The 22,997-nt window shown below is 65.4% G+C and carries 25 protein-coding genes and 1 pseudogene; 10 read left to right on the top strand and 16 right to left on the bottom strand.

The window, feature by feature from the left end:
• Window positions 1-44: 44 nt before the first annotated feature.
• Genes AC5Y5E_RS16625 through AC5Y5E_RS16615 form a run of 3 tightly spaced genes read right to left on the bottom strand, consistent with a single transcriptional unit; the run spans window position 45 to window position 2,960 of the window.
• Complete coding sequence (locus AC5Y5E_RS16625) at window positions 45-851, bottom strand: enoyl-CoA hydratase/isomerase family protein (protein WP_083169571.1); 807 nt, start codon at window positions 849-851, stop codon at window positions 45-47.
• The gene (locus AC5Y5E_RS16620) at window positions 848-1,777 is read right to left on the bottom strand and encodes an acyl-CoA dehydrogenase family protein (RefSeq protein ID WP_083169573.1); all 930 of its coding nucleotides are present in this window, start codon (window positions 1,775-1,777) and stop codon (window positions 848-850) included. Before AC5Y5E_RS16620 ends, AC5Y5E_RS16625 begins: the two co-directional genes overlap by 4 nt.
• Complete coding sequence (locus AC5Y5E_RS16615; protein WP_499904003.1) at window positions 1,767-2,960, bottom strand: acyl-CoA dehydrogenase family protein; 1,194 nt, start codon at window positions 2,958-2,960, stop codon at window positions 1,767-1,769. Before AC5Y5E_RS16615 ends, AC5Y5E_RS16620 begins: the two co-directional genes overlap by 11 nt.
• A gap of 94 nt (window positions 2,961-3,054) precedes the next feature.
• Here AC5Y5E_RS16615 and AC5Y5E_RS16610 point away from each other — a divergent pair, with 94 nt between their 5' ends.
• A complete protein-coding gene (locus AC5Y5E_RS16610; protein WP_426626880.1) occupies window positions 3,055-4,137 on the top strand; it encodes a serine hydrolase domain-containing protein in 1,083 nt (360 codons plus the stop codon).
• Between the two features lie 35 nt (window positions 4,138-4,172).
• Here AC5Y5E_RS16610 and AC5Y5E_RS16605 read toward each other — a convergent pair whose 3' ends face one another.
• The 12 genes and pseudogenes from AC5Y5E_RS16605 to AC5Y5E_RS16550 form a co-directional block, all read right to left on the bottom strand.
• Window positions 4,173-4,346, bottom strand: a complete 174-nt coding sequence (locus AC5Y5E_RS16605) for a hypothetical protein (protein WP_158086201.1) — start codon at window positions 4,344-4,346, stop codon at window positions 4,173-4,175.
• 7 nt (window positions 4,347-4,353) lie between these two features.
• Window positions 4,354-5,172: a mycofactocin-coupled SDR family oxidoreductase gene (locus AC5Y5E_RS16600; RefSeq protein ID WP_426626879.1), complete on the bottom strand. Its 819-nt coding sequence runs from the start codon at window positions 5,170-5,172 to the stop codon at window positions 4,354-4,356.
• 19 nt (window positions 5,173-5,191) lie between these two features.
• The gene (locus AC5Y5E_RS16595; RefSeq protein WP_426626878.1) at window positions 5,192-5,653 is read right to left on the bottom strand and encodes a nuclear transport factor 2 family protein; all 462 of its coding nucleotides are present in this window, start codon (window positions 5,651-5,653) and stop codon (window positions 5,192-5,194) included.
• Window positions 5,650-6,444 carry a hotdog family protein gene (locus AC5Y5E_RS16590; protein WP_231984264.1) on the bottom strand — a complete coding sequence of 265 codons (795 nt, stop codon included), beginning with the start codon at window positions 6,442-6,444 and terminating at the stop codon, window positions 5,650-5,652. Before AC5Y5E_RS16590 ends, AC5Y5E_RS16595 begins: the two co-directional genes overlap by 4 nt.
• 65 nt (window positions 6,445-6,509) lie before the next feature.
• Window positions 6,510-7,520, bottom strand: coding sequence for an LLM class flavin-dependent oxidoreductase (locus AC5Y5E_RS16585; RefSeq protein WP_231984263.1), 1,011 nt, complete (start codon window positions 7,518-7,520; stop codon window positions 6,510-6,512).
• Between the two features lie 5 nt (window positions 7,521-7,525).
• Complete coding sequence (locus tag AC5Y5E_RS16580) at window positions 7,526-8,326, bottom strand: SDR family NAD(P)-dependent oxidoreductase (RefSeq protein WP_167528566.1); 801 nt, start codon at window positions 8,324-8,326, stop codon at window positions 7,526-7,528.
• Entirely contained in the window at window positions 8,323-8,889 is a 567-nt protein-coding gene (locus AC5Y5E_RS16575) for a nuclear transport factor 2 family protein (protein WP_067925969.1), read from the bottom strand. Before AC5Y5E_RS16575 ends, AC5Y5E_RS16580 begins: the two co-directional genes overlap by 4 nt.
• Entirely contained in the window at window positions 8,889-9,083 is a 195-nt protein-coding gene (gene fdxE, locus AC5Y5E_RS16570; protein WP_067925972.1) for a ferredoxin FdxE, read from the bottom strand. The genes AC5Y5E_RS16575 and fdxE overlap by 1 nt, the downstream gene beginning before the upstream one ends.
• A gap of 178 nt (window positions 9,084-9,261) precedes the next feature.
• A complete protein-coding gene (locus AC5Y5E_RS16565) occupies window positions 9,262-10,803 on the bottom strand; it encodes a class I adenylate-forming enzyme family protein (RefSeq protein ID WP_499904002.1) in 1,542 nt (513 codons plus the stop codon).
• A gap of 37 nt (window positions 10,804-10,840) precedes the next feature.
• On the bottom strand, window positions 10,841-11,158 hold the full coding sequence (locus tag AC5Y5E_RS16560; RefSeq protein ID WP_083169583.1) for a hypothetical protein: 318 nt from the start codon (window positions 11,156-11,158) through the stop codon (window positions 10,841-10,843).
• Window positions 11,155-12,251, bottom strand: a pseudogene (locus AC5Y5E_RS16555) (class I adenylate-forming enzyme family protein). Before AC5Y5E_RS16555 ends, AC5Y5E_RS16560 begins: the two are co-directional and overlap by 4 nt.
• Before the next feature lie 9 nt (window positions 12,252-12,260).
• Window positions 12,261-12,719, bottom strand: a complete 459-nt coding sequence (locus AC5Y5E_RS16550) for a MaoC family dehydratase (RefSeq protein ID WP_499904001.1) — start codon at window positions 12,717-12,719, stop codon at window positions 12,261-12,263.
• Between the two features lie 105 nt (window positions 12,720-12,824).
• On the opposite strand from AC5Y5E_RS16550, the gene AC5Y5E_RS16545 reads away from it, so the two are divergent.
• From AC5Y5E_RS16545 to AC5Y5E_RS16525, 5 genes are all read left to right on the top strand, one after another.
• The gene (locus AC5Y5E_RS16545) at window positions 12,825-14,015 is read left to right on the top strand and encodes a thiolase family protein (RefSeq protein ID WP_499904000.1); all 1,191 of its coding nucleotides are present in this window, start codon (window positions 12,825-12,827) and stop codon (window positions 14,013-14,015) included.
• A 284-nt stretch (window positions 14,016-14,299) separates the two neighbouring features.
• Window positions 14,300-15,505 (top strand): acyl-CoA dehydrogenase family protein, encoded by a 1,206-nt coding sequence (locus AC5Y5E_RS16540; protein ID WP_083169587.1) that lies wholly within the window; start codon window positions 14,300-14,302, stop codon window positions 15,503-15,505.
• Window positions 15,502-16,503 (top strand): acyl-CoA dehydrogenase family protein, encoded by a 1,002-nt coding sequence (locus tag AC5Y5E_RS16535; protein ID WP_232078289.1) that lies wholly within the window; start codon window positions 15,502-15,504, stop codon window positions 16,501-16,503. Before AC5Y5E_RS16540 ends, AC5Y5E_RS16535 begins: the two co-directional genes overlap by 4 nt.
• A 19-nt stretch (window positions 16,504-16,522) precedes the next feature.
• Window positions 16,523-17,665: an acyl-CoA dehydrogenase family protein gene (locus AC5Y5E_RS16530; RefSeq protein ID WP_499903999.1), complete on the top strand. Its 1,143-nt coding sequence runs from the start codon at window positions 16,523-16,525 to the stop codon at window positions 17,663-17,665.
• Between the two features lie 26 nt (window positions 17,666-17,691).
• Entirely contained in the window at window positions 17,692-18,432 is a 741-nt protein-coding gene (locus AC5Y5E_RS16525; protein WP_426626873.1) for a FadR/GntR family transcriptional regulator, read from the top strand.
• Between the two features lie 13 nt (window positions 18,433-18,445).
• Here the strand turns inward: AC5Y5E_RS16525 and AC5Y5E_RS16520 are convergent, their stop codons facing one another.
• On the bottom strand, window positions 18,446-18,847 hold the full coding sequence (locus tag AC5Y5E_RS16520) for a thiolase C-terminal domain-containing protein (RefSeq protein ID WP_372510065.1): 402 nt from the start codon (window positions 18,845-18,847) through the stop codon (window positions 18,446-18,448).
• Window positions 18,848-18,876: 29 nt separating this feature from the next.
• Here AC5Y5E_RS16520 and AC5Y5E_RS16515 point away from each other — a divergent pair, with 29 nt between their 5' ends.
• From AC5Y5E_RS16515 to AC5Y5E_RS16500, 4 genes are all read left to right on the top strand, one after another.
• The gene (locus AC5Y5E_RS16515; protein ID WP_083169590.1) at window positions 18,877-19,287 is read left to right on the top strand and encodes an acyl-CoA thioesterase; all 411 of its coding nucleotides are present in this window, start codon (window positions 18,877-18,879) and stop codon (window positions 19,285-19,287) included.
• Between the two features lie 4 nt (window positions 19,288-19,291).
• Window positions 19,292-20,821 carry a fatty-acid--CoA ligase FadD4 gene (gene fadD4, locus AC5Y5E_RS16510; RefSeq protein ID WP_426626872.1) on the top strand — a complete coding sequence of 510 codons (1,530 nt, stop codon included), beginning with the start codon at window positions 19,292-19,294 and terminating at the stop codon, window positions 20,819-20,821.
• A gap of 476 nt (window positions 20,822-21,297) precedes the next feature.
• Window positions 21,298-22,233, top strand: coding sequence for a TIGR03619 family F420-dependent LLM class oxidoreductase (locus AC5Y5E_RS16505; protein ID WP_083169592.1), 936 nt, complete (start codon window positions 21,298-21,300; stop codon window positions 22,231-22,233).
• Between the two features lie 505 nt (window positions 22,234-22,738).
• Window positions 22,739-22,954, top strand: coding sequence for a hypothetical protein (locus AC5Y5E_RS16500; protein WP_083169593.1), 216 nt, complete (start codon window positions 22,739-22,741; stop codon window positions 22,952-22,954).
• Window positions 22,955-22,997: the final 43 nt, after the last annotated feature.

Below are 22,997 nucleotides of genomic sequence, written 5' to 3'. Positions count from 1 at the left end.
TACCTGACGCCGTAAAGTAGGCTCCTCACGCCGGCGTGGGTTGGTCAGTGTCCGGTGAAACTCGGCGGACGGCGCTCCAAGAACGCCGCCTTGCCCTCCTTTGCGTCGGCACTGGGTCCCACCCACAGGACGGCCTGCTGAGCGTCGCCGAGCGAGGTCTGCAGGGTGTTCTCGAGCGCCCGCCGCATCATGAACTTGACCGCGCGCACGGCCAGTGGCGCAGCAGCTCTGAACTGGCGGGCGAGTTCCATCGTTCGCGGCCACAACCGCTCGTCCTCGACCACTTCCGTCGCGAGGCCAAGCCGCTGCGCCTCTCCGGCATCGTAGATCTCGGAAAGCGCGACCATCCGAAATGCGTTGTCGTACCCCATTGCCCGCGGGAAAAGCCATGCTCCGCCTTCATCCGGGAGCAAGCCAGCGCACGCGCTGGTGTCGCCCAGTCGCGCACTAGCGGCGACGATCCGGAGATCGCAGGCGAGGGCAAAGGCGAGCCCACCATTGACCGCTATGCCGTTCACGGCGCAGATCACCGGCTTGTCGAGCTGGTTCAGCGCGGTGATGACGGCGTGGGCGTCCTCGCGTAGCTCCCGCGCCCGCCCGATCTGGTGCGCCAGTACGTCGGCGAAGCCGGCATCGGGAGATACGTCGCCGCCCGTGCAGAAACCCCGGCCCTTGCCTGTCAACACGAGGACGCGGATGTCGTCATCGAGCCGAACCCGCCGAATGGCCTCCTGGAGCTCGGCGCACATCTGCGGCGTGTACGCGCCAAGCCGGTCGGCACGGTTGATGGTTACGACGGCGACGGCGTCTTCGGGTGTCGAGAACTCGGCGTGCGGTGCGGAGCTGCTCATAGCCGGGCCTGGGGTGGTAGGCATCCCGAGGCGACGAATTGTCCACCGATGTCGGTCATCGAGTCGGCCCAGCCGCCGTACATGGCGTCCAGGATGCGGCTGCGGGCGACGTGGCCGGACAGGGGGTGCTCGGCGGTCAATCCGATGGCACCACAAACCTGAACGCAAGCGCGGCTCGCCGCGTCGACCGCGTAGCCGGCGTAGGCCTTGGCCGTTCGCGCATCTGCGCCGCTGCCCGTGCGCCACGCCACCGCGCTCAACTCGGCGGCGCCGCGCAGCAGCGCGTAGCTCTCGGCCAGCCGATGTCGAGGGCTCTGGTTCGCAGCGATCGGCCGTCCGAACTGAAAGCGCCCGGTGATCTGATCGGCCGCGAGGCGCACCATCGCCGAACCGTTGCCGACGAGTTCTGACGACAGCGCTCGCTCGGCCGCCGCGACGATAGGCGTCCAATCGAGGTCGGTCTCCGTCACGCCGTCGCATGCCATCGTGAGCCGAACTCGCCGGAGGCCGGAGCGGGCATCGAACCCGGCCACGGCTGTTACGGCGGACTGCTGCGCGGCGAGGTCGACGAGGAAGCCGGTGTCGTGCGTTGCCACGCCGACCGGTCCGTGGGGGTTGGCGAGGAGCACTCCGTCGATCTCGATCCGGTCGTCGATGACGCGAGCCGACGCGCGGGAGTTAATCGGGTGCACGACGGGGATTTTCACTCCGTCGTACTCGGCGAAAGCGACCGTGTCCAGAATCGCCGACGCCCGCCCGAGCAAGCCCTGCTCCGTGAACAGCATGTCGAGCGCCGCCGCGGGATCGTCTGCGACAACCTCACTCCAGCCCAGCTCGTCTAGTCCGGCGACGACATCGCCGCCTGCATCGGTTTCGAAGAGGTCGTGAATGGAGCCCCTGAGCAGCTCCCTCGTCTCAGCGTCCACGTTCGTTCTCCCTCGGCAGCTTGAGGATTCGATCGGCGATGATGCTGTATTGCACCTCGCGCGCACCGCCGTAGATCGAGGCGGCGCGGGAGTACCACCAGCGTTCCCGCCACGCCGCCGATGCGTCGTCGTCACCGACCAGGATGTCCGGTCCGAGCAGAGCCATGGCGGCGTCGAGCACATCCTGCTCCGCCGTCGACAGAAGAAGTTTGTCCACGCTGGTCTCCGCGCCCACCTCCTCGCCCGCTGCGAGCCGGCCCAATGTGGTTGCCGTGCGGGCACGCAACGCCATGAGGTTTAAATAAGCCCGTCCGACGATCGCGGCACGACGCGAGTCCGGTGCGCCTTCCTCGCGGTCCAGGGCGCGCACGAGCTGCTGAAGATAGGCGGTCGCGATCGCCATCCGCATCCATGCGTAGGTTCCGCGCTCGTACTGCAGCAGATCCATGGCGACCGCCCACCCGGCGCCATCCCCGCCGATCACCCGGTCCGGCTTGACGAGGACGTCGGTGAAGAAGATTTCGGCGAGCTCTTCGCGGCCGCTGGCCAACGCGATGGGTCGGCGATCGACACCGGGTGAGCCGAGATCGACCAGGAGCATCACCAGGCCGCGGTGGCGGTCGGCCACCGCGCCACTGCGCGCCAGCAGCACGATGCGGTCGGCGAAGGCGCCGTAGGACGTCCAGATCTTCTGCCCGTTGACGACGTAGGTGCCGTCGTCCCTGGCGACGGCTTTGGTGCGCAGGGCCGCGAGGTCGCTGCCCGCCTCGGGCTCGGAGAAGCCCTGGGACCACAGCTCGTCACCGCGTAGCGCTGCGGGAAGTCGCGCCGCTGCTAACCGCGGCGCGTGGTTCACGACCGCCGGCCCGACCACTTCCAACACGAGCAGGTGTTCCGGAATCGGGTAACCCGCCAGTGCCAGTCGTTCCAGAATCTGGCACCGGACGAGCGGCGAACCGCCAATGCCGCCAACCGCTTCGGGCCAGCCCCATCGACTCCAGCCCCCGTCGTAGAGCCACTTCATCATGCGCCGCGACTGCTCGAGCGCATGGGCCATATCGGCTGCGGGCTCCCGTAGCGGGGCCAACCCGTCGGCGGCCGCGAGCAACGCGACATCGAATTCGTCGAGAATGCGCTCGGAATCGGGCGCGGAAACGGCGATCTCGCTGGTGTTCACAGCCACGGCCTTGAACTATACATGTAAAGGTTGCTCGCCCGAAGCAATTCGTCGTGATACATCGCCCCGCGCACGCATCGCATATGGTTAGATTATTTTGATGGAAGAAATGGCCCAGACGCCCTCTGCTGCCGCCAAGGTCTCGCTGCTGCTCGAACGGGTGGCGCTCGAGGTGACGGACGGACGACTTCCCAGCGCGCAAGTGGCGGTCGGATATGGTGGCGGGCTCGTCGCCTTCGAGACGTTCGGCGATGCCGACCCGACCACTCGCTACCGGCTGCAGTCGGCGAGCCGACCATTCGTGGCCGGCGCGCTCTGGAAGGTCATCGACAAATATGGCGTCGACATCGGCACACCGGTGTCGACATGGATACCAGGCTTCTGCGACGGAATAACGCTGCGAGACATCGCAACTCACCGGGCGGGCCTCGCCTATGCACCGTTAGGCGCCAAGCGGATGGCAACGCGGGCGTCGCGCCTTGAGGCCATGGCGCGGTGGCAGCCCGATCCCGAAACCCGCGGACACCTGCAGTTCGCGCTGACGTCGTCGGGTTGGGTGATCTGGGAGGTGATCGAGTCGCTTACTGGGCTGCCATTGCCGGAGTATCTGGACAAGCACATCGTGGGACCGCTCGGACTGACAGCGCAGCTCGCGGTGCCGATCGAAGAGCAGGGCGACGTGGCGCCCATGGTTCTGCTCGGTGATCCATCCGAGGAACTGGACCCCTGGGGTCCGTGGTACCTCGACCCCGCCGAAGTGCTGGCCAGGGGCGAGCCATCGCATAGCGTGGTCGCCACGGCGGCGGATGTCGCGATGCACTATCAAGGCATGTTGCACTCCGACGTGTGGTCGCGAGCGGCCGTCGCCGAAGGTTGCCGCGCACATGTCACCGAACCGGTGCACGGTCCAATCGAACACGGGGGGACCGACTATCCGGTGTCCATCGGGCTGTTCGTCACGGTCCGCGGTGAGTCGTGGCAAACCGGATGGATGCCGGCGACCGGATCCCCGGCGACGTTCGGACACGGTGGCGCGCCGCTGCAGCAGTCCTTCTGTGATCCCACCACCGGCCTGAGCTTCGCCTTCCTGACCAACGGGTATCCCGCGACGGGATACGCCCTGGACCGGTGGGGCAGGAATCTCTCGGCCGTCGTGCTGGATCTGGCCGGCGACATCGCCTGACCGTCTTCAAGAACACACGCCGCCGACGTCTCGGCTCAGACGGCAGCGGCCGCCGACGGTTCGAACACGTTGGGCAAGTAGATGACGCTGCGCACCGAGATGTTGTCGTACACCAGCGTCTCGTCCGGCGCGATCGAGAAATTCGGAATGCGCGCGAGCATTTCATCGATGGCCAGCCGCATTTCGGGTCGCGCCAGATGCGACCCCACGCAGCGCTCACATTTTAGTGGCGCCCATGTCCACGGTGAGCTGAGTTCCGGTGACCGCGCGGGAGAGCTCGGACGCCAGATAGACGACCGCGTCGGAGATGTCGTCCGGTTCGGCCAAGGGAAGGCCGGGCAGCGCACTGGCGTAGGACATCCCGTAGTTGGGGTGCGCGGACAACAGTTCACCCATGTGAGTGTCCTCGGTCGCCATCACTGTGGAAACTCCCCAGGGATGAATGGAGTTGACCCGGATGCCGTACTCGCCCAACTCAATTGCGGCCGACTTCGTCAACCCCACGACTCCGTGTTTGGCTGCGCTGTAGTGAGCTTGTCCAGGAAGGGATTTCAACCCAGCCACGGAGCTGATGGTGATGATCGACCCGCCGTTGCCCGCGGCCAGCATATGCGGAACCGCTGCCTTCAAGGTGCGCCAGACGCCGGTGAGATTGACGTCGATCATGGACTTCCACTGCTCGTCGGACATCTCCCAGAAGCGGCCCCAACTCACGACGCCCGCATTCGCCACGACCACGTCCAACCGCCCACCGAATTCCGCAACGCCCTGCCCCAACACCTGCCCGAGCGCCTCCGAGTCCCGGACGTCAGCGGTCCCGACGACGATGCGCCCGCCGTTCTTCTCGACGAGCTTGACCGTCTCCTCGAGATCCGCCGCCGTTGCGGGTGGATATCCCTCGTGCTGTGACACCCGGTCGGCGATGTCTACGGCGATGATCGCCGCACCCTCCTGAGCGAGTCGCAGAGCGTGGCTGCGTCCCTGCCCGCGCGCAGCGCCGGTGATGAAGGCCACCTTGCCATCGAGTAATCCCATTATGGTCGTGCGCCTTTCGTCAGAGAGCGATGTCGTGTAACCGACCGGTCAGAAATTCGGGGCGGCCCACCATCCGGGGTAGCAGCCGGCGCCGGGCGAATCGCCAGCCGACAGCGGTGCGTATGACGTCGTCGCGGTAGACGCCGAGAAACAAGATGCCGCGGCCGTCCGCCGTGCGTCGCGCCCACTCGGTGATGGTGAAGTAGGTCATCGCGGTGTCGCCGTGGACCTCGACGAGACCCTGGTGCAAAGTCTGGAACACGAAGTCCAACCCCGAGACGGTGCGCCCGATCGTTTCGGCGATGGCCGTGCGACCGACCGCGTCCTCGGTGGTGGGTGTCGACAGAACACCGTTTTCGGCATAGGTTTCGACGGCCTCTTCGACGGCGAAGCGGCACATCGCCTCCGAGTAGGAGGCCGCGAGGTGGTTGATCGCGATGATGTCGGCGACCTGCTGTGGGTCGGGCTGGCCGATGATCACGCGACGACCCGCAGGAGTGCCGTGGCGACGACATTGGCCTCGTCGTCGCCCTGGTGCAGCCGGGCACTGACCAGAATGGAGCCCGCTACGTCGGACTCGACCGACGCGTTCGCCACGAACGGACCGGTCCGACCCGCCTTCACGATGCGCACGTCGAGGCTCTGCACGCGTCGAACCCGCCCCGCCGCGTGAAGCGCGGCGGCCTCGAGCGCGACAATGATGGGACCGTGGTGCAGCAGCACGCCGCCGAGTTCGGGCGTGAGCTCCTCGATGACAAACCGTCCATCGCCCTTTAGCCGGGCACTGTAGGCGCTGGCGAGCGGCGGGAGGTCGCCGGTGTCGGGCACCCCGGGGCCGGGGTCGATGTACTCGAAACCCGTACCGGTAGGCGAGATCATCGTCCAGTCGGCGGTCCCGAGGCCGAGGAGCCGGTGCGGATCGTCTTCCGCGGTGATCCGCGCCTCGGTGAAGATCTGGCTGCGCGCCCGCCGTGTCATCGTCCCGCACACGGCCACGGCGTCCACATCTTCGCCCACCGGTCCACACAACTGGATCCCGATGTGTGTGAGTGCCAGTTGCCAGTGCCGATCCACCGCAATACCGGCCGTGTCGAGCATGGCAATCGCGACCGGTGCCGCCAGCAGGCCTTCGCCATGCCGAAGATCGCTGCGCACCGGCATCCGACCGAGTGCGTCGTAGCCCTCACCCAGCACCGACCGGCATCCGAGATACCGATAGCTCATCAAATTCTCGACAGCTTGCGCCCATACCCCGTATGCCTGGGTGTTCACATGCACTCCCAACGGTCGACAATGACCTAAATGAACTAACTATATACCGGCGCTGGCGCACACGGTTATTCGCCTTCGGCCCCGGCGCCGGCCAGCAGCGGAGCCAACCGCGTGCAGATGGTTTGGACATTGCGCGCGACATCGGCTTCCGCCATGCCACCGATCGACGCCCACAGAAACACGGTCTGTACCGGCGCGCCCGCGGTCAACTCCCGGATCTGGCCCGCCACGGTCTCGGGCGTGCCGTACATGAACGAGTTGAGAGGGCCGTCGCGGCCCTGCCGCACCAAACGTTCGACATCGACCGGCCTGGGCGTCGGGGCGCCGGTTCCCTCCACCATGTGTTTACGATACGAGTCGAGTTGGTGGGCGAGGTGTTTGGACACCATCGGCCAGTCACGTTCGGGATCCTCTGTCACGCAGCCCTGAATCCCGCCGGCCATCACACCCGACGAGACGGGGTGACCGCCCTCGGCGAGACCCTCGGCGTACGGTCTCCACAGCGCGCCATTTGCCGACAGCAGCCGCTCTCCCAGCAGGCCTGCTCGCCGCGCCCCTTTGGGCCCCTGGTAGCCCATCCAGACCGGCACCGGTTGTTGCACAGGCGACGGGCGAACCCCGCCCGGCCCCCATAGCTGACGTAGGCGCCGCACCGCGTCGTCGGTCTGCTTGTAACGCGCCACCATTGACGCCTCGAAGAGATCAAACTCCGGAACGCGGTAACCGGTACCCACCCCGAGATCGAGTCGCCCACCGGACAGGATGTCGACAACGACGCTCTGCTCGGCGATCTCGGCAGGGTGGTGCAACGGGGCGATCAGGATCGCGGTGCCCAACCGGATGCGCCGAGTGCGTGCGGCGGCCGCCGCCGCCATCGTCAGCGGGCTGGTCAGATAGCCGTCGTCGAACAGGTGGTGCTCGGAAAACCACGCCGACGAGGCGCCCAGGCGTTCGGCCTCTTCGCACATCTCGAGTGTGAAACCGTAGAGCCTCGACGGGTCCTGCGCCCACTGCGCCGGATTGCGCAGGTCGAAGTACACGCCTACGTCGATCGCCGAGCGTTGAGGTGAACCCATGGCTGCTACACCGAGCCCTTTACATCGGCCAAATACGGTTGATGGGAGCCCAAGCCACCGTCCACGCTGATGACCTGTCCGGTGATGAACCCCGCTTGTGCCGAGCACAGGAAAACGACGAGTGCCGCGATGTCGTCCGGCTGCCCGAGTCGGGGTGTGAGGTGATGGCGGAGCATGAACTCCTTCATCGGGCCCGCATAGGTCTCTTCCGTTGCCGGCGTGACCACCAACCCGGGCGCGATTGCGTTGCACCGCACCCCGGCATTGCCGTATTGCGCAGCCGTGTAGAGCGTTAGCGCGTTGATGCCCGCCTTCGAAACGCCATACGCGGTGTGCCCGATGTCGCCCGCCAGGCCGGCCCCGGAGGAGGTGTTCACGATGCTCGACTCACCCGCAGCGATGAGATACGGCAGAGCGAGTTTCGTCGCCAGCATGGTGCCCGTCAGGTTGATCCGCAGGCTTTGATCCCACACCTGTGGGTCCATGTCGGCGACATTGAGGTCCCTGGTGCTCGCCAGGTGCGTGGCGGCGGCGTTGTTGTGCAGGATGTCCAAGCGCCCGAACAGTGAAACGGCTCGCTCGATCATCGCCGCAATCTGGCCGGCGTCCCCGAGGTCGACAGCCACCGGTTCGGCTCGGCCGCCCTCCGCGATGATTTCGCTTGCGACCGCCCCGGCGCCGCCAAAGTTGACATCCGCCACCACGACTGCGGCTCCCGCACGTGCCAAAGCCCGCACGCATACGCGTCCGATTCCCGAGGCGGCACCTGTGACGACGGCGACCTTGCCATCCAACAGCTTCGTCACTTCGCCTTCACTCCGGGCGCGACGGGCTGGGAGGTCAGCTCACTGGTGTCGACACCGGCCCAGAAGTCCGTCCACGATGTGGCGCGGGGCAGGTTCGGCGCACCTGCGACCGACCATCCCTCGAAGGCGACCGCCTGCGGTCGCTCGATGTGGTCCGCCGCGTACCAATGGTTTTCGCGCCGGCGAGTAAACAACCACCGCCCGTCGACGCGCTGGTACTCGTCGTCGTACCGGATCGCCATGACAATCCACCGCGCTCCGACCTCGTGCTCGGCACGGCAGTAGACGTTGCCGACTGCATGCGTATCGTCGAGGAGTTCAACGCGATGGCCGACGATCTGGTGCATCGACCGATAGAACTGGCTCACCATCGAGACCAGCGCATCGCGAAGCGCGTCCCGACCGTAGCGATCGCGCCCTACCCGCACGTCGGGAACGAACAGTTCCACCCACGCATCGACGTCGCGATCATCGATGGCCATCGCGTAGCGGATGGGCAACTGCTGGATCTCCAGGGTGTCCTCGATCCGGCGCAGCCGGTCCTCGATTGTCATCCGGCTCATCAATCCTCTTCGATGATGATCGCCATCTCCGGGCAGGCGGCAGCGCCATTGCGGACGACAGCCTCATCACCGGGGTCGACGACGTGGTCCTTCAGGATCGAGTAGCCGGAGTCATCGATAGGAAAAAGGTCGGGGTCGACCGCATAGCACTGAGCGTGCCCGACGCACTTCGCCTGTTCGAGCCGAACTTTCATGATCGTGATCCCTCTTGGCCGCCGAATCGAGACTACTTAATAAGGTGACGATACATCTAATTAGTTGAGCTGAATAGTCGCCAGCGTAACGCGTCGACGCCGCGACGAGAACACCGACACCACCGCCGCGGGCGTGTGCCGAACGGTCCGCCCAAAAAGCTGTAGTGGCCGCCCGGGATTAACTTGCCTGATTCCCATAGGCTGCCAGCTCGGTCCGCAACCGCTTCTTGTCGAACTTTCCGCTCGCGAGCACCGGTAGTTCGGTTGCGACAACCAGACGCCGCGGCACCTTGTAACCGGCGAGGCTCAGCCGAACCGCCGCCTGAAGCTGTTCCAGCGTCACGGTTGCCCCCGGCCTGGGCACGACAACGGCGCACACCGCCTCGCCCCACCGCGGATCCGGTACGCCCACCACGGCGCAACCGGCGACTTCGGGCAGCTCGCCGATCGCGTTCTCGACCTCAGGCGAGTACACGTTCTCACCGCCGGTGATGATCACGTCCTTCTTGCGGTCGACGAGATAAAGCAGTCCGCGCTCATCGAACCTGCCGACGTCCCCGGTACGGCACCAGCCGTCCCGTAGCGTCGCGAGCGTCGCGGCCGCGTCGTCCCAATAGCCGCGGAACAACGCGTCGGACTGGACCACGATCTCGCCGGGAGAGCCTGGATTCACGTCTTGTCCGTCGTCTCCGACGATTCGTACCCGCACACCCGGGAACGGATAGCCGACGGAGCGCAGTCGATTGTCGGTCGCTTCCGGGTCGTGCAGCTCGCGCGGCAACCCCGAGACGATGGCCTCGGTCTGACCGTAGAGGTTCAGAAATCCCGCCTGGGGCATCACCGCCATCGCCCGCGCCAGTGTGGCGCCGTTCATCGGCGCGGCCGAATAGACCACCGTGCGAACGCTCTCCAGTGCCCGGCTGCCATCTGGAAGCGCCTCGAGCAGCGCCTGCAGCATGACGGGAGCGAGGTGGAGCACACTGATCCGTTCGGCGGCGGCCAGTTGAACCGCGCCGGCGATGTCGAACTGGTCTTGCAGCACCACCGTTCCGCCCCGCGCGTGCAGCCCACCGATGATGCCGAGGGCACCGACATGGCACATCGGCATGTTGATCAGCCCACGATCGTGCGAGCCCGTCGCCATCTCGGCGTTCATCGCATACAAGACCCGACGGAGCTCGCGTTGGCCCAGCACACAGCACTTCGACGGTCCAGTGCTACCGCTGGTGAATAGCAGACAGGCGATGTCGTCCGCGCGGGCGCGGTGGAGGGGTTGCCGGGCGGGCGCCGAGTCGATGAAATCCTCATAGTCGACGAGGCTGGACCGTCGAGCACCGATGCACACGATCAACGGCGACCACGTGAGCTGGGGGGATAACTCGTCAAGCACGCCGGCGAACTCGGCCGCGACGAAAATCACCGCGGGCCGGACGCGGTCCAGCGCATCCTCTACCTCGACCGGGGACGATCGAAAGTTGATCGCCGCGAGGATGATTCCGCTCAGCTGTGTCGCGGCGGTGATTTCCCCGAATTCGATTGAATTGCGGCTGTAGACGGCGATGCGATCCTGCCGGGCGACCCCCGCAGCCATGAGCGCCGACACCAGGCGCTCTGCCCGCTCGCGGAGCTCGCGGTGAGTGAGCACGCGTTGTTTGTGCCGGTAGGCCACCACATCGGGGTGGCGCAGGGCATTGTCGACGACGATGTCGCCGACCGTCAACTCACCTGGGTTCCTGCTGCTCTGCTCCACGGCCGGGTCAGTCGCTGGCGGGAAGCGGCTTGGCTTCCTTGATCTTCATAGGTGTCGTGCCGACGGACAACGATCCCTTGCCGGCGTTGGTGACCAGCACTTCAGCACCGTTGGCGGCGACGTAGCGCTTGCCCATCACGGTGCCGCCGGCGAACGCGTCGTCGACGGTGTATTTGGAATCCGCCTTTGGGTCCTGCGTGCCGGGCGGCATGGGGACCGCGGGTGCGCCGCCGACCCGTAGATCATCGAAGGCCTCGGAGCTGCGCACCACGATGAGCTGGGTGTCGCAGACCTGGCTCTGCAGGCGGGCGTCGTTCTTGATCATGCGGGCTCCTTTGTCGCTTCGTTGAATTCGCGATCGAGTTCGCGGCGCAGCACCTTGCCGGTCGCGTTGGTGGGCAGCGCGTCGCGGAAGACGACACGGTCCGGCGTGCGTGATCCGCGCAGTCGTGCACGTGCGGATGCTCGACGAGCACGTCCTCGATTTCGGCGGGGCAATGTTCTCGCCCCCGCGAATGATCGTGTCGTCGGAGCGGCCGCCGATGAACAGGACCCGTCGGCGTCGTGGTGAGCGACGTCCTTGGTCGGGAACCGACCCTGCTCGTCCAGCACCGAGCCGATACCGGTGTAGCGGCCCGAGACCTGCTCGCCACGCACAAAGAGCTCGCCGGGCTCGTTCGGCCCGAGAACGGTCCCGTCCTCGGCGCGGATCTGTACCTCGATCGTCGGCACTGTCCGGCCCACCGACCCGAGCCGGCGCACACGGTCGCATCGTCTGAGGCCAGCGCGGCGCGGTGGTCGTCGGGGGCGAGCACGGCGATGGTCGAACTGGTCTCGGTCAGCCCATAGGCGTTGACGAAACCCACCTCCGGCAGCAGCGTCAGCGCCTTGCGCACCAGCGGCAGCGGCAGCGGCAGCGGCAGCGGCAGCGGCAGCGAGACCTTCGAGCCTCCGTAGGCCAGGGTGCGAAGCGTCGGCAATGTCGTCTCGGCTGCGTCCAGCGCGGTGACGATGCGGTCGAGCATCGTCGGAACGACGGTGGCCGACGTGACGGCTTCGACGTCGATCAGGCGCAGCCACTCGGCGGCATCAAACATGGGCAGGTACACCATCTTGCGGCCCGCTGACAACCGGCCGATCAGCGCACGCAGGCCGGCGGCCGAGAGCCGGTAATTGAGCGGAATGACTGGCACCGCGGCCCGCGCGGAGGCAAAGAGCAGCAGCGGCAGCATTGCCCCGCCGCTGCCGACGTAGGCGACGCACCGCGCGCCCGAGGCTGCGATCACACCCGAGCCACCCTCGGCCAGCCTGCTGAGTTCGGACACCGAGAGCCTCAGTTCACCAGACACGAGTGCGGTGCGACCGCTGTCGGCCAGCCGACCGCACTGAGCCATCTCCAACCGCAACGAGATGCTCACGGACTCTCGTTAGAACACGAAGCGGGCAATAAGATCGGCCACCGCCGCGGGCTTGTCGACGCCGTCGATCTCTACTGTGTGGCGCACCGTGAGGTTGACGGTCGATTCGTCCACTTTGGCTGCGTCGACGAGCGCCGAGTGCAGCCGAATTCGACTGCCCGCCTTGACCGGAGACAGAAAACGCACTTTATTCAAGCCGTAATTGATGCCCATCTTGGCCTTCTCCACACGATAGTTGGCCTTGCTCATGCCCGGGATGAGCGACAGCGTCAGGAAGCCGTGGGCGATGGTGGCGCCGTACGGGCTCTCCTGCTCGGCCTTTTCGACGTCGACGTGTATCCATTGCCGGTCGAGTGTCGTCGTTCCGAAGTCATCGATCCGGTCCTGATCAACGACCAGCCAGTCGCTCACCCCCAGCTCTGCCCCCACCAATCCGATCGCCTCGTCGATGGACGTAATGACCTTCACGACAACCTCGCTTTCACCGACGCACCATTCGGTTATCTATTTAACGGTATAGGCTCGCCGAAGTCACCGCCGGGGAGAATCCCGCTTTTACCGTGAAGGACGACTATGACAGCGACAACACCCAAAGCCGCCATCGTGGCCGCAGCGCGCACGGCGATCGGAACGGCCCGTCGAGGCACGCTCGTCGACGTCGACGCCCGCGAGCTCGCCAAGCCCGTCATCTCCGCCGCGATCGAGCGGTCAGGTTTCGAGCCCTCCGACTTCGAGGACCTGGTGCTCGCCGAGGTGCTGCAGGGTGGCGGCGACATCGCGCGCTACGTGGCCGTGGAGCTCGGGCTCGTAAACGTTGCCGGAATGGCCGTCAACCGGCAATGCGCCTCCAGCCTGACCGCCATCGCGGTAGCCGCCGGGCAGATCGCCGCCGGCATGAACACCAGTGTGCTTGCCGGGGGAACCGAGTCCCACTCGACCTCTCCGATGGTCCGCAAGCGCAAGCCCTTCACCTCCGGTAAGGAGCCGGCCGACTACGACGATCCGTGGATGTCGTTGTCGCATCCCCCGACACCCGACGCGCCCGCTGTCGACATGTCGATCACCGTCGCGCACAACTGCGCCGTTCAGTACGGGGTATCGCGAACCGCTCAAGACGAATGGGCTCTGCGTAGCCATCAACGCGCCGTCAAGGCCATCGATGAGGGGTCTTTCGTCGAGGAGATCGTCCCGGTGACCGTGCTTCGGCCCGACGGTTCGACCGTCGCCTTCGACAGCGACGAGCACCCTCGTCGCGAGTCCAGCATGGAGACTCTGAGCGGGCTGAAAGTGCTGCATCCCGAGATCGACGGCTTCTCGGTGACGGCGGGCAATTCGTCCGGACTGAACGACGCCGCCGCGGTGGTGGCGTTGACCAGGCCCGACACCGCGGCCGACGTACTCGCGCATGTGCTGTCGTGGAGCGCGGTCGGCGTTGAGCCCAACCGCACCGGCAGTGGCCCGATCTACGCGATCCCGAAAGCGTTGGACCTCGCTGGGCTCGCGATCGACGACGTCGCGCTCTTCGAGATCAACGAGGCATTCGCCGCGCAAGCCGTCGCCTGCACCAGGGAACTGGGGCTCGACGAGGAAATCGTCAACGTCTACGGCTCCGGGATCAGCCTGGGGCATCCCATCGCCGCCACGGGGGCCCGGATGGTCACGTCGGCGGCCTACGAGCTACGGCGGCGCGGCGGCGGCATCGGCGTGCTGTCGATGTGTGCCGGGGGCGGCATGGGTGCGGCCATGGTCATCGAAGTGAGCTGACAGCCGTCGGTTAATATAGATATATTATCTATACTTTTAATCCGACGGAAGGCCCCGTCCCAGCCGATGACCAGCATGTCGACCGCCTGCTACGCGAAGGATGGCGCCTCGCTCGACTTCGCCGAATTGGGACAGGCGATGTCGTGGCTCTTCGGCGTCGCATCGAGAGGACTCGCCGGCCCATTGCCGACCGCGTAGCAATAGGGTTCAATGATCGATGTAAAATCGATAACTATTTATCTGATTGATTATTCGGCCGAGTGTCCAGAGCGTAAGGAATCCCGATGTCACATTCGACGCAGTCCGCGCCGGGGGGCTTCACCAGCGGCTACGTGACCGACGTCGCCCGGTTCCGGCTGGACTTCCGGCACTATCTGCGCGAGTCCTCCGAGGCGGTCCGTTGGCGGACGGCCGTGTTCGACAACGCCGAAGACCAGATGGCGCACGACAGCGAGGTGATGGCACGACTCTTCGAGGATGGCTGGAACCGCTGGGGCTGGCCCGAGGCCGTGGGTGGCTTCGGCGGCGACGCGATCCATCGCGCCGTGTACTACGACGAACTGAGATTCGCGATGATTCCCATTCCGGCTCAGCAGTGGTCGCTCGAAGTCATGGGGCCGGCCCTGCTCAAGTACGCCCCGCAACTAGCGGAGCGCCATCTACCCGACTACCTGGCCGGCAACGAGTGGTGGGGACAGGGTTTCTCCGAACCCGAGTCGGGGAGCGACCTGGCATCGTTGCGTACCAGGGCGGTCGACGACGGCACCGGCGGATTCATCGTCAACGGCCAGAAGATCTGGACCAGTCAGGGAGGCACGGCCAAACGCCTTTTCCTGCTGGTGCGCACCGGCGACCCGGAGTCGCGTCACCGCGGCCTGACGATGCTGTTCGTCGACACCGACACTCCGGGGGTGACGGTGCGGCCCATCGCGCTCGCGAGCGGGCGACGGGAGGTCGCCGAGATTTTCTTCGATGACGTTCGCGTTCCGCCCGAACGCCTGCTCGGCGAGGTCGGAAGCGGTTGGGCGCTGACGATGTTCCTCATGCAATTTGAACGCGGCATGTACGGCTACGCAGTGCTCAACAAGGTGCTGACGGAGCTCGGCCGGCTGCGCGCCCACATGGTCGCCGACAGAGCGTCCGACGAGATGCGCAAGCGCTTCGCGCGGGTGTATGTCGATGTGGCGGCCGCACAAGCCCGCACCGCCGCCACCGTGCGCCGGATCGCGGGGGGCGAGCTCATCGGGCCGGACAGCAGCGTGGACAAGCTGTTGTTCGGACAGGCGGAGAAAGCCGCCAACGACCTGATCCTCGACGTCCGACGCAGTTGGATGATGGCGGGGCCGTCGGGACCGAAGTCGAATGAACTCGACACCGCGCGGGCCGAGTGGTGGTACTCCCGCGCCGCCACCATCATGGGCGGCGCCGCCGAGGTTCAGCGGGGCATCATCGCCGATCATTTGCTCGGACTGCCGAAGGAGAAGCGATGAGCACCCCCATTCACGCGGACGACGAAGCGCTCGACGAGTCGTGGACCATGGTCTCCGAAGCCGTGTCACGACTCTTCGAGGACATCGCGGGGCGGCATGCTCACGTCGCGATCGAGCCAGAGTTGCGGCCACTCGGCTGGGATGAGATCGAAGCCGAGTACCCGATCGCCGCATCCGCTCTGCTCTTTGATGCGCAGGGCCGTTCGCTCGCCACGACGAATTGCCTTGCCCGCGTGATGATCGCCGAACTCGCCGCCCTCGTCGACGGCGCCGTGGACGGACTGGTGCTGCCCGAGCCGGCGAATGGATCCGCGCCGGCGTCCGGCGGAAACCGCATCACCGGAATGGTGCTGGGGCCACCCGCCGGACGACTCGTCGTGCCCGTCTCCGGTGAACTCGGCACGGTGTCGATCGGCGTGGTCGATGCCGACCTGCTCCGCGCAGAGCGCATCGACACATTCGACCCGTCGGTGCACTGGACCAGGGTCGAGGGTGCACTGGACATCGCCCTCACCAAGGCGACCGACGAGTGGCGCCGCGCCGTCGCAGCCGCTCAACGCGCGCTGGGCACCGAGCTGCTGTCCCTCGCCACGAGCGCGCTCGACATCGCGACAGAGCAGGTTGGCGCCCGTAGGCAATTCGGTGTCTCGATCGGATCGCTGCAGTCCCCCCGCCACGCGCTCGCTGAGGCTGCCGCGCAGATCGCCGGGGCTCGAGCACTTCTCGACCAGTCGTGGCGGTTCGGCGGGCGCCTGTCCGCACTCGCCGCCAAGACGGCCGCCGGACGGGCGCACCGCGCCGTCGCCGACGTCGCGCTGCAAGTCTGTGGCGCGATCGGCCTGACGGCCGAGCACCGACTGCACCGCTACGTATCGCGGGGATTCCAGCTCGACGCCCTGTGCGGTGATCACGACCGGCTGGAAACCGAGCTCGCCGAGTACCTGTTCGACGTCGACGCGGGCGACCGAGCCCTGCCCAACCTCATCTCCTGGACCTAGCGCGGATCGAAGGAAATTTATGCGCCGCAACATCTTCGAGGAAGTTCACAATGATTTCCGGGCGACGGCACGCCGCTTCTTCGAACGCGAATGCGTGCCATACGTCGACGACTGGGAGCGCGACGGCAAAGTAAGCCGCGAAGCCTGGTTGGCCGCCGGCGAACACGGCCTGATCGGCTGGGAGTTCGACCCGAAGTACGGCGGGCTGGGCGTCAAGGACTTCCGCTTCAACCAGATCATCTCCGAAGAGATGTTCATGACCGGCTCGGTCGGTATCGGCCTCGGAGTGCAGAACGACATCCTGGTGCCGTATCTGGACCGACTCACCACGGAGGAACAGAAGGAGCGTTGGCTGCCGAAGTTCATCTCCGGCGAGTACATCGGCTCGATCGCGATGTCCGAGCCCGGTGCCGGATCGGATCTGGCGGGCATCAAGTCCACGGCGCGCGACGACGGTGACCACTGGATCGTCAACGGGCAGAAGACCTTCATCAGCAACGGGCTGCAGTCGAAGCTGGTCTTGACCGCCGTCAAGACGGACCCGTCCGCGCGGCACAAGGGCATCAGCCTGTTGATGATCGAGGACGGGATGGAGGGTTTCACCCGGGGCCGCAAGCTCGACAAGATCGGCCAGTATTCCGCCGACACCGCGGAACTGTTCTTCGAGGACGTGCGGGTACCTAAGCAGAATCTGGTGGGCGAGCTGAACCGGGGCTTCTATCACCTCGTGTCGAACCTTCCCAGCGAGCGGGTAGGCGTCGCGTGCTATGCGTTGCCCGCGGCCCGCAGAGCGCTCGATCTGACCAAGGCGTACGCGTCGGAGCGCACGGCGTTCGGACAGCCGATCGGCACGTTCCAGGTGAACCGTCATTTCCTCGCCGAGATGCAGACGAAATTGGATGCGGCGCAGTGCTATCTGGACCAGTGCGTGCTGTCGGTAAACGACGGCACGCTCAGTGACGAGGACGCCGCCGGTCTGAAGTGGTGGACCTCGGAAGTGCAGTGGGAAATCGTCGACCGCTGCCTGCAATTGCACGGCGGCTACGGCTACATCAACGAGTACGAGATCGCCCGGCTGTGGCGGGATTCCCGCGTCCAGCGGCTGTACGCAGGCACGACTGAGATCATGAAGGATCTGGTCGGCCGGGCGATGGGTTACTGACTACTACGACAACGAAGGGGTGCGCCGTGGAGGTCACCAATCTTCGCGAGCCGAAGATGGCCGATCGGGTCGCCGCCATCCTTCGCAAGATGTTCATCGGAGGCGAACTCGCCGAGGGCACGATGCTGCCGCCCGAATCGGAGCTCATGGAGCGCTTCGGCGTATCCCGACCCACGCTGCGGGAGGCATTCCGCGTCCTCGAGTCGGAGTCGTTGATCACCATCCAGCGCGGCGTTCGCGGGGGTGCTCGGGTCACCCGGCCGCGGCGGGAGACGCTGGCACGGTACGCCGGCCTCATCCTCGAGTACGAGGGGGTCACGCTCAAGGACGTTTACGACGCGCGCGTCGCACTCGAGGCGCCGATGGTCGTTCAGCTGGCCAAGGACCGCAAGTCGGAGGTCATCGCGGAACTCGAGGCGATCATCGAGCGGGAGGCCGCGCTGACGCCAGGCACGGCGGCGATCGATACGCTGACCGACTTCCACGCGGCCATCGCCCGGTTGGCAGGCAACAAGACGTTGCAGATCATCAGCTCGATGCTGCACCACATCGTCGAGACCGCGAACCGCTCGCTTCAACCGACGGGAACCAGCCAGGCGGAGCAGGCGGTTCGCCGCTCGGCGAAGACGCATCGCATGTTGTTGGAGCTCATCAAGGCGGGCGAGGCCGACAAGGCCGGCGAACTGTGGCAGCGACACCTTCGCAAGGCCGAGGAGTTCGTCCTCAGCGGCTCGGAATTGTCGACCGTCGTCGACCTCCTCGAATAAACCTGCCCACCTTCTACTTTCGTTCCGACCTACTACGGAAGGCCGCCACCCGCTCCTGGAACTGTGGAGTGGAGAACGACGTGTACTCCTCGGCCAGCGCATACTCCAGTATGCCCAGGGCCGCACGCGATAAATGCATGTTCATCGCCACCTTCGAGGCACGCAACGCCTGCGCTGGTAGCGCGGCAAGTCTCTCACCCAGCGCTAGCGCCTCATCGAGCACGGCGTCGTCGGCGGCGATCATTGTGACCTTGCCCTCGATCAGCTTGTAGGCCTCGAACCGCTCCGCAAAACCGAGATCCTCGTAGCTGATCAACTCGACACCGCTGAAGCAGTCATGCACTTCGGCGACGTCGATATCGCGCGGGGTGACGCCGGCCATCTCCCCCGTTCCGGATCGGTGCGCCGCCGATATCCACCTGCATTCAGGTAGATTATTTGGCTATGACAGCCCTGCCGCCGCCGTTGCGGATCGAGCCACGTTGGACGGACCTTGACCCGGTCGGACATGTCAACAACAACGTGTTCCTGGTCTACGCCGAAGAGGCGCGGGCACGCTATCTAATGGCCACGCTACCCGACGCGTGGGGACAGATCGTCGTCGTGCACAACGGCATCGACTACCACAGCTCAGTCGAGATCTCCGATGTCGTGTGCGTGACGTCGATAGTCGAATCCATCGGTACCTCCTCGTTGACGACGGTCAACGAGATCGCGACCGACGAAGGACGCAAATGCGCGACGGTCCGAACGGTACAGGTCGTACTCCACTTAGACCGACGGGGTTCTCGTCCGTGGACTGAGGAGGAACGCGCGGCGCTGCTGACGCTCGTCGAGGACCCGGCGGATCGGTAGCACGATGCAGATTCGCGCGCACACATCGTCGGCCAAACCGGCGATCGTGCTCGACCCGTCGGGGATTCGGTTGACTTTCGCAGAACTCGAGGCACGAGCGAACCGACTGGCGCACTACTGGCGCCGACATGGATTGCGTGAGGGCGACACCATCGCGCTTGTCATGGAGAACAACGAGCACATGCACGCCGTGATGTGGTCGGCCCGGCGCGCCGGCCTCTATTACGTACCGGTGAACACGCACCTGACGCCCCCCGAAATGGGCTACATCCTGAGCAACAGCGAAGCCAAGGCGATTGCGGGCTCGGCCGCGATGAGCGCACAGTGCGAACAGCTCGAGGAGTACCTGACCGACGTTCCGGCCCCGCTCAGATTGATGACCGGGACCACGCTACCCAATTGGGTCTCCTATCCTGAATGCGTTGCCGGTGAACCCGACACGCCTATTGCCGACGAGTTCGAAGGCGACCTACTGCAGTACTCGTCAGGGACTACCGGCCGACCCAAGGGTATTCGGCGGAAGTTGCCACATGTGGCGCCGTCGGTTGCGCCGAACGTGCTCACCCCGCTGCTTGACGCGGTGGGCATTACCGACCGGTCCGTCTACCTGAGCCCAGCCCCGCTCTACCACACCGCACCGTCAATGTGGTCGATGTGTGTGCAGACGCTCGGCGCGACCACCGTGGTACTGGAGAAGTTCGGCGCCGAGCAGGCACTGGCCTGCATCGAGCGCTACCGCATCACTCACGCGCAGTTCGTGCCGGCAATGTTCGTCCGGATGTTGAAGCTGCCGGCCGAGGTCCGCGACGCCTACGACCTGTCCAGTCTTGAGCGCGTTGTGCACGCCGCGGCGCCGTGCCCGCCCGAGATCAAGCGACAGATGATCGCTTGGTGGGGTCCGATCATCGACGAGTTCTACTCGTCTTCGGAGGGCGCGGGAATCACCTTCATCACCGCCGAGGAGTGGTTGCAGCATCCCGGCTCGGTGGGCCGCTCGCTAATGGGCACGGTTCACGTCCTCGGCGAGGACGGTAGCGAGTTGGCGGCCGGCCAGACCGGAGACATCTACTTCGAGGGCGGTTTCGCGTTCGACTATCTGCACGATCCCGTCAAAACCGCCGCGTCGCACAACCCGAACGGGTGGGCGACGGTCGGCGACGTCGGACACCTCGACGAGGACGGTTACCTCTATCTCAGCGATCGGCGCCACCACACCATCATCTCCGGGGGCGTCAACATCTACCCGCAGGAGGCTGAGAGCCTCCTCGTCAGCCACCCGCGCGTCGCCGACGCCGCCGTCTTCGGGATTCCCGACCCCGAGATGGGCCAACGGGTCGCCGCCGTGGTCGAAACAGTAGACCCCCTGCACACGACCGACGAGTTCGCCGACGAGTTGCTGGAATGGCTGCGAAGCCGGCTTGCGCACTTCAAGTGCCCGCGACAGATCCGCTTCGAGACCCGCCTGCCGCGCAGCGATGCGGGCAAGCTCTACAAGCAATCTCTGATCGAGAAGTACAGCGGGCCCGCTGAATAGGCGCACCACAACACAGGTATGCCGGCGGTGGCGCCCCACCGATGTGTCTGTGGCGCCGTTGCTGGCACGCCGCCATCTCTGCCCCGGTTGTCGCCCCCGCAAACGCACCGCGCGTTCGGGATTGCTTCTCCTACGGAACCGACACAATCGTTCGCGGGAGCAGAGATCACACCATTTGACACCTTGCAAAGGGATAATTATTGTACTGATAATGCAAGTGACCCGGATCACTCGTCGGGCTTTGTCGGCCAACCTCGGGATACGCCATCGGAATTGGCCGCGCAGCGAGTGCGCGCCGCTGGCATGCGGGCAACGTTTTCGAGTGCCTTATCCCATTGTCGCTCAACGATGAATTCCGCGTCGTCACCGACCAGCTCGTGAAAGTTGGTGGCTGAACTGGCCAGCCGGCCGCTGGCGCCGACAATGCGGCCTGTGCGAGATGACGCATCAATCGGTCGAGGAACAGGAGCCAGGTTGTGAAGTTTCACGTTTTGTTGCCCGGCTGTGTCGACACGCCCGCGATCACACAGCCGTGGGAATCGACGCTTACGGGTGCCGACATCGTCCGTATCGCACAGGTTGCCGACGAGTGCGGGTTCGAGGGTCTTCTGATCCCAGAGCATTTCGTTGTCGCTGCCGACCACGCAGAGACGACGGGACGACACTTTGTGCATTCGACCACCGCACAAGCGATCATGGCGGGCGCGACGAGGCGAATCAAACTTGGCTCGATGGTGACGATCTTGCCGTTACACAATCCAATCGTGCTTGCCAAGTCCTTGGCCACGCTGGACTGGCTGAGCGGCGGTCGCGCGGCCGTCACGGTGGGCTTGGGATGGCAGCCTGACGAGTACCGCGCAGTCGGTGTCCCCTGGGAGGAGCGCGGTGCGCGGGCAAACGAGTACCTGGCTGCGATATTCGAGTTGTGGCACAACCAAGCGCCGAGCTTCGACGGCAAGTATGTCAATTTTGCTGACATAACCTTTGAGCCCAAACCAATCCAAGAACCGCATCCGACGGTGTGGGTCGCCGGCGACGCCGATGCCGCACTGCGACGCGCAGCGCGATTCGGCGATGGGTGGGCGCCATGGTTGACGCCGCCAGGTCAGATACCCGAAAAGCTTGACCGTCTTCGGTCGTTCGCCGAGTTCGACGGTCGGCCGTTGACAGTGTTCTACTCACTGATGGCGCTGCTCATCGGTTTGGACGATACCGGCCATGTGCCCCTGGATGACCAGGCTTCGGTGTCGTCGGCCGAAACGCAGCGCGTCGTCGACGCTTGTGGGCAACTCGCCACCCTGGGCGTGACCGATACTTGGGTGCCGCCCGCCCCGGTGAGCGAACTGGGTGAGTACTTGGACTCGCTTCGCTGGCTGTCGGAGGAGGTAATCCCACAGCTCAGGGCGGCATGAGGCGGCAGATCCCGTTTGGTTGACAGGCGAAGTGGTCGATTGTTCGGTGCGTGACGACACAGAGGACAACGATGAGCCTTTGGCGTAGCTTGACCGGGCGCCTCGACGGCCACCCCGAATCGGGTGGTGTATCCCACTCGCACGCGATGGCGAAACGGAGCCTGACACCACCCGTTACCCACCGGTCGTCGGTTTGGCCGCCGGCGCAGACGGGGAACGCATCTGGGGCCAGGTCGCGTCGGCGCGCAGAGGCCGTTGCGCTGTCGTTGGCAGGGGCGTCGGCGTGATGGAAAGGCGCGGCATAGATGCCCGGCGGGCGTGGGTGCGGCCACCAGCACTGAGGGCGAGGTTCGTCGCAAGGACTGCGGTCAACGCTCTCATTGCGTTACTCCGACTGCTGGATCCTTCTGCAAACGCTCGACTTTGGGCCGCGGGGCAGGCAGCGGATGCACCCGCACCCGCTGCGGCCACCAGTACCACCGTCCCAATCTACGGCGATCCAGCCATGACCGAGCTGATCAACACCCACCCGGATCTGCGCCACACTGTCGACAGCTTCACCGACCTGCTGCTCGGCGCGCAAAAGAGCTGTTCTGATCTGACGCTACTCACCGCCGGAATCTACGGATGCGCAGCCGACGCCCGCCTGAGCGGAATCACCGACGACGACCTGCGCGACATGTTGCAGGATGTCGTCAAGAAGGTCACCGCAGCGCTATGAGCTGCCGGCCGATGTAGGTGTGAGCAGGAAGTCGCGCCGTAAT

Source organism: Mycobacterium sp. NGS54 (genome assembly GCF_059812465.1).
Note: the sequence above shows the minus strand (reverse complement) of the source record. Positions and strands in the feature narration are given on the sequence as shown.

Excerpts from the sequence above, each read along its gene's own strand:
- AC5Y5E_RS16515 (WP_083169590.1), top strand. The coding sequence starts at position 18,877 with ATGACAGCCCTGCCGCCGCCGTTGCGGATCGAGCCACGTTGGACGGAC.
- AC5Y5E_RS16530 (WP_499903999.1), top strand. The coding sequence starts at position 16,523 with ATGCGCCGCAACATCTTCGAGGAAGTTCACAATGATTTCCGGGCGACG.
- AC5Y5E_RS16585 (WP_231984263.1), bottom strand. The coding sequence starts at position 7,520 with ATGGGTTCACCTCAACGCTCGGCGATCGACGTAGGCGTGTACTTCGAC.
- AC5Y5E_RS16625 (WP_083169571.1), bottom strand. The coding sequence starts at position 851 with ATGAGCAGCTCCGCACCGCACGCCGAGTTCTCGACACCCGAAGACGCC.
- AC5Y5E_RS16535 (WP_232078289.1), top strand. The coding sequence starts at position 15,502 with ATGAGCACCCCCATTCACGCGGACGACGAAGCGCTCGACGAGTCGTGG.
- fdxE (WP_067925972.1), bottom strand. The coding sequence starts at position 9,083 with ATGAAAGTTCGGCTCGAACAGGCGAAGTGCGTCGGGCACGCTCAGTGC.
- AC5Y5E_RS16545 (WP_499904000.1), top strand. The coding sequence starts at position 12,825 with ATGACAGCGACAACACCCAAAGCCGCCATCGTGGCCGCAGCGCGCACG.
- AC5Y5E_RS16540 (WP_083169587.1), top strand. The coding sequence starts at position 14,300 with ATGTCACATTCGACGCAGTCCGCGCCGGGGGGCTTCACCAGCGGCTAC.
- AC5Y5E_RS16500 (WP_083169593.1), top strand. The coding sequence starts at position 22,739 with ATGACCGAGCTGATCAACACCCACCCGGATCTGCGCCACACTGTCGAC.
- AC5Y5E_RS16575 (WP_067925969.1), bottom strand. The coding sequence starts at position 8,889 with ATGAGCCGGATGACAATCGAGGACCGGCTGCGCCGGATCGAGGACACC.
- fadD4 (WP_426626872.1), top strand. The coding sequence starts at position 19,292 with ATGCAGATTCGCGCGCACACATCGTCGGCCAAACCGGCGATCGTGCTC.
- AC5Y5E_RS16610 (WP_426626880.1), top strand. The coding sequence starts at position 3,055 with ATGGAAGAAATGGCCCAGACGCCCTCTGCTGCCGCCAAGGTCTCGCTG.
- AC5Y5E_RS16560 (WP_083169583.1), bottom strand. The coding sequence starts at position 11,158 with ATGATCAAGAACGACGCCCGCCTGCAGAGCCAGGTCTGCGACACCCAG.
- AC5Y5E_RS16600 (WP_426626879.1), bottom strand. The coding sequence starts at position 5,172 with ATGGGATTACTCGATGGCAAGGTGGCCTTCATCACCGGCGCTGCGCGC.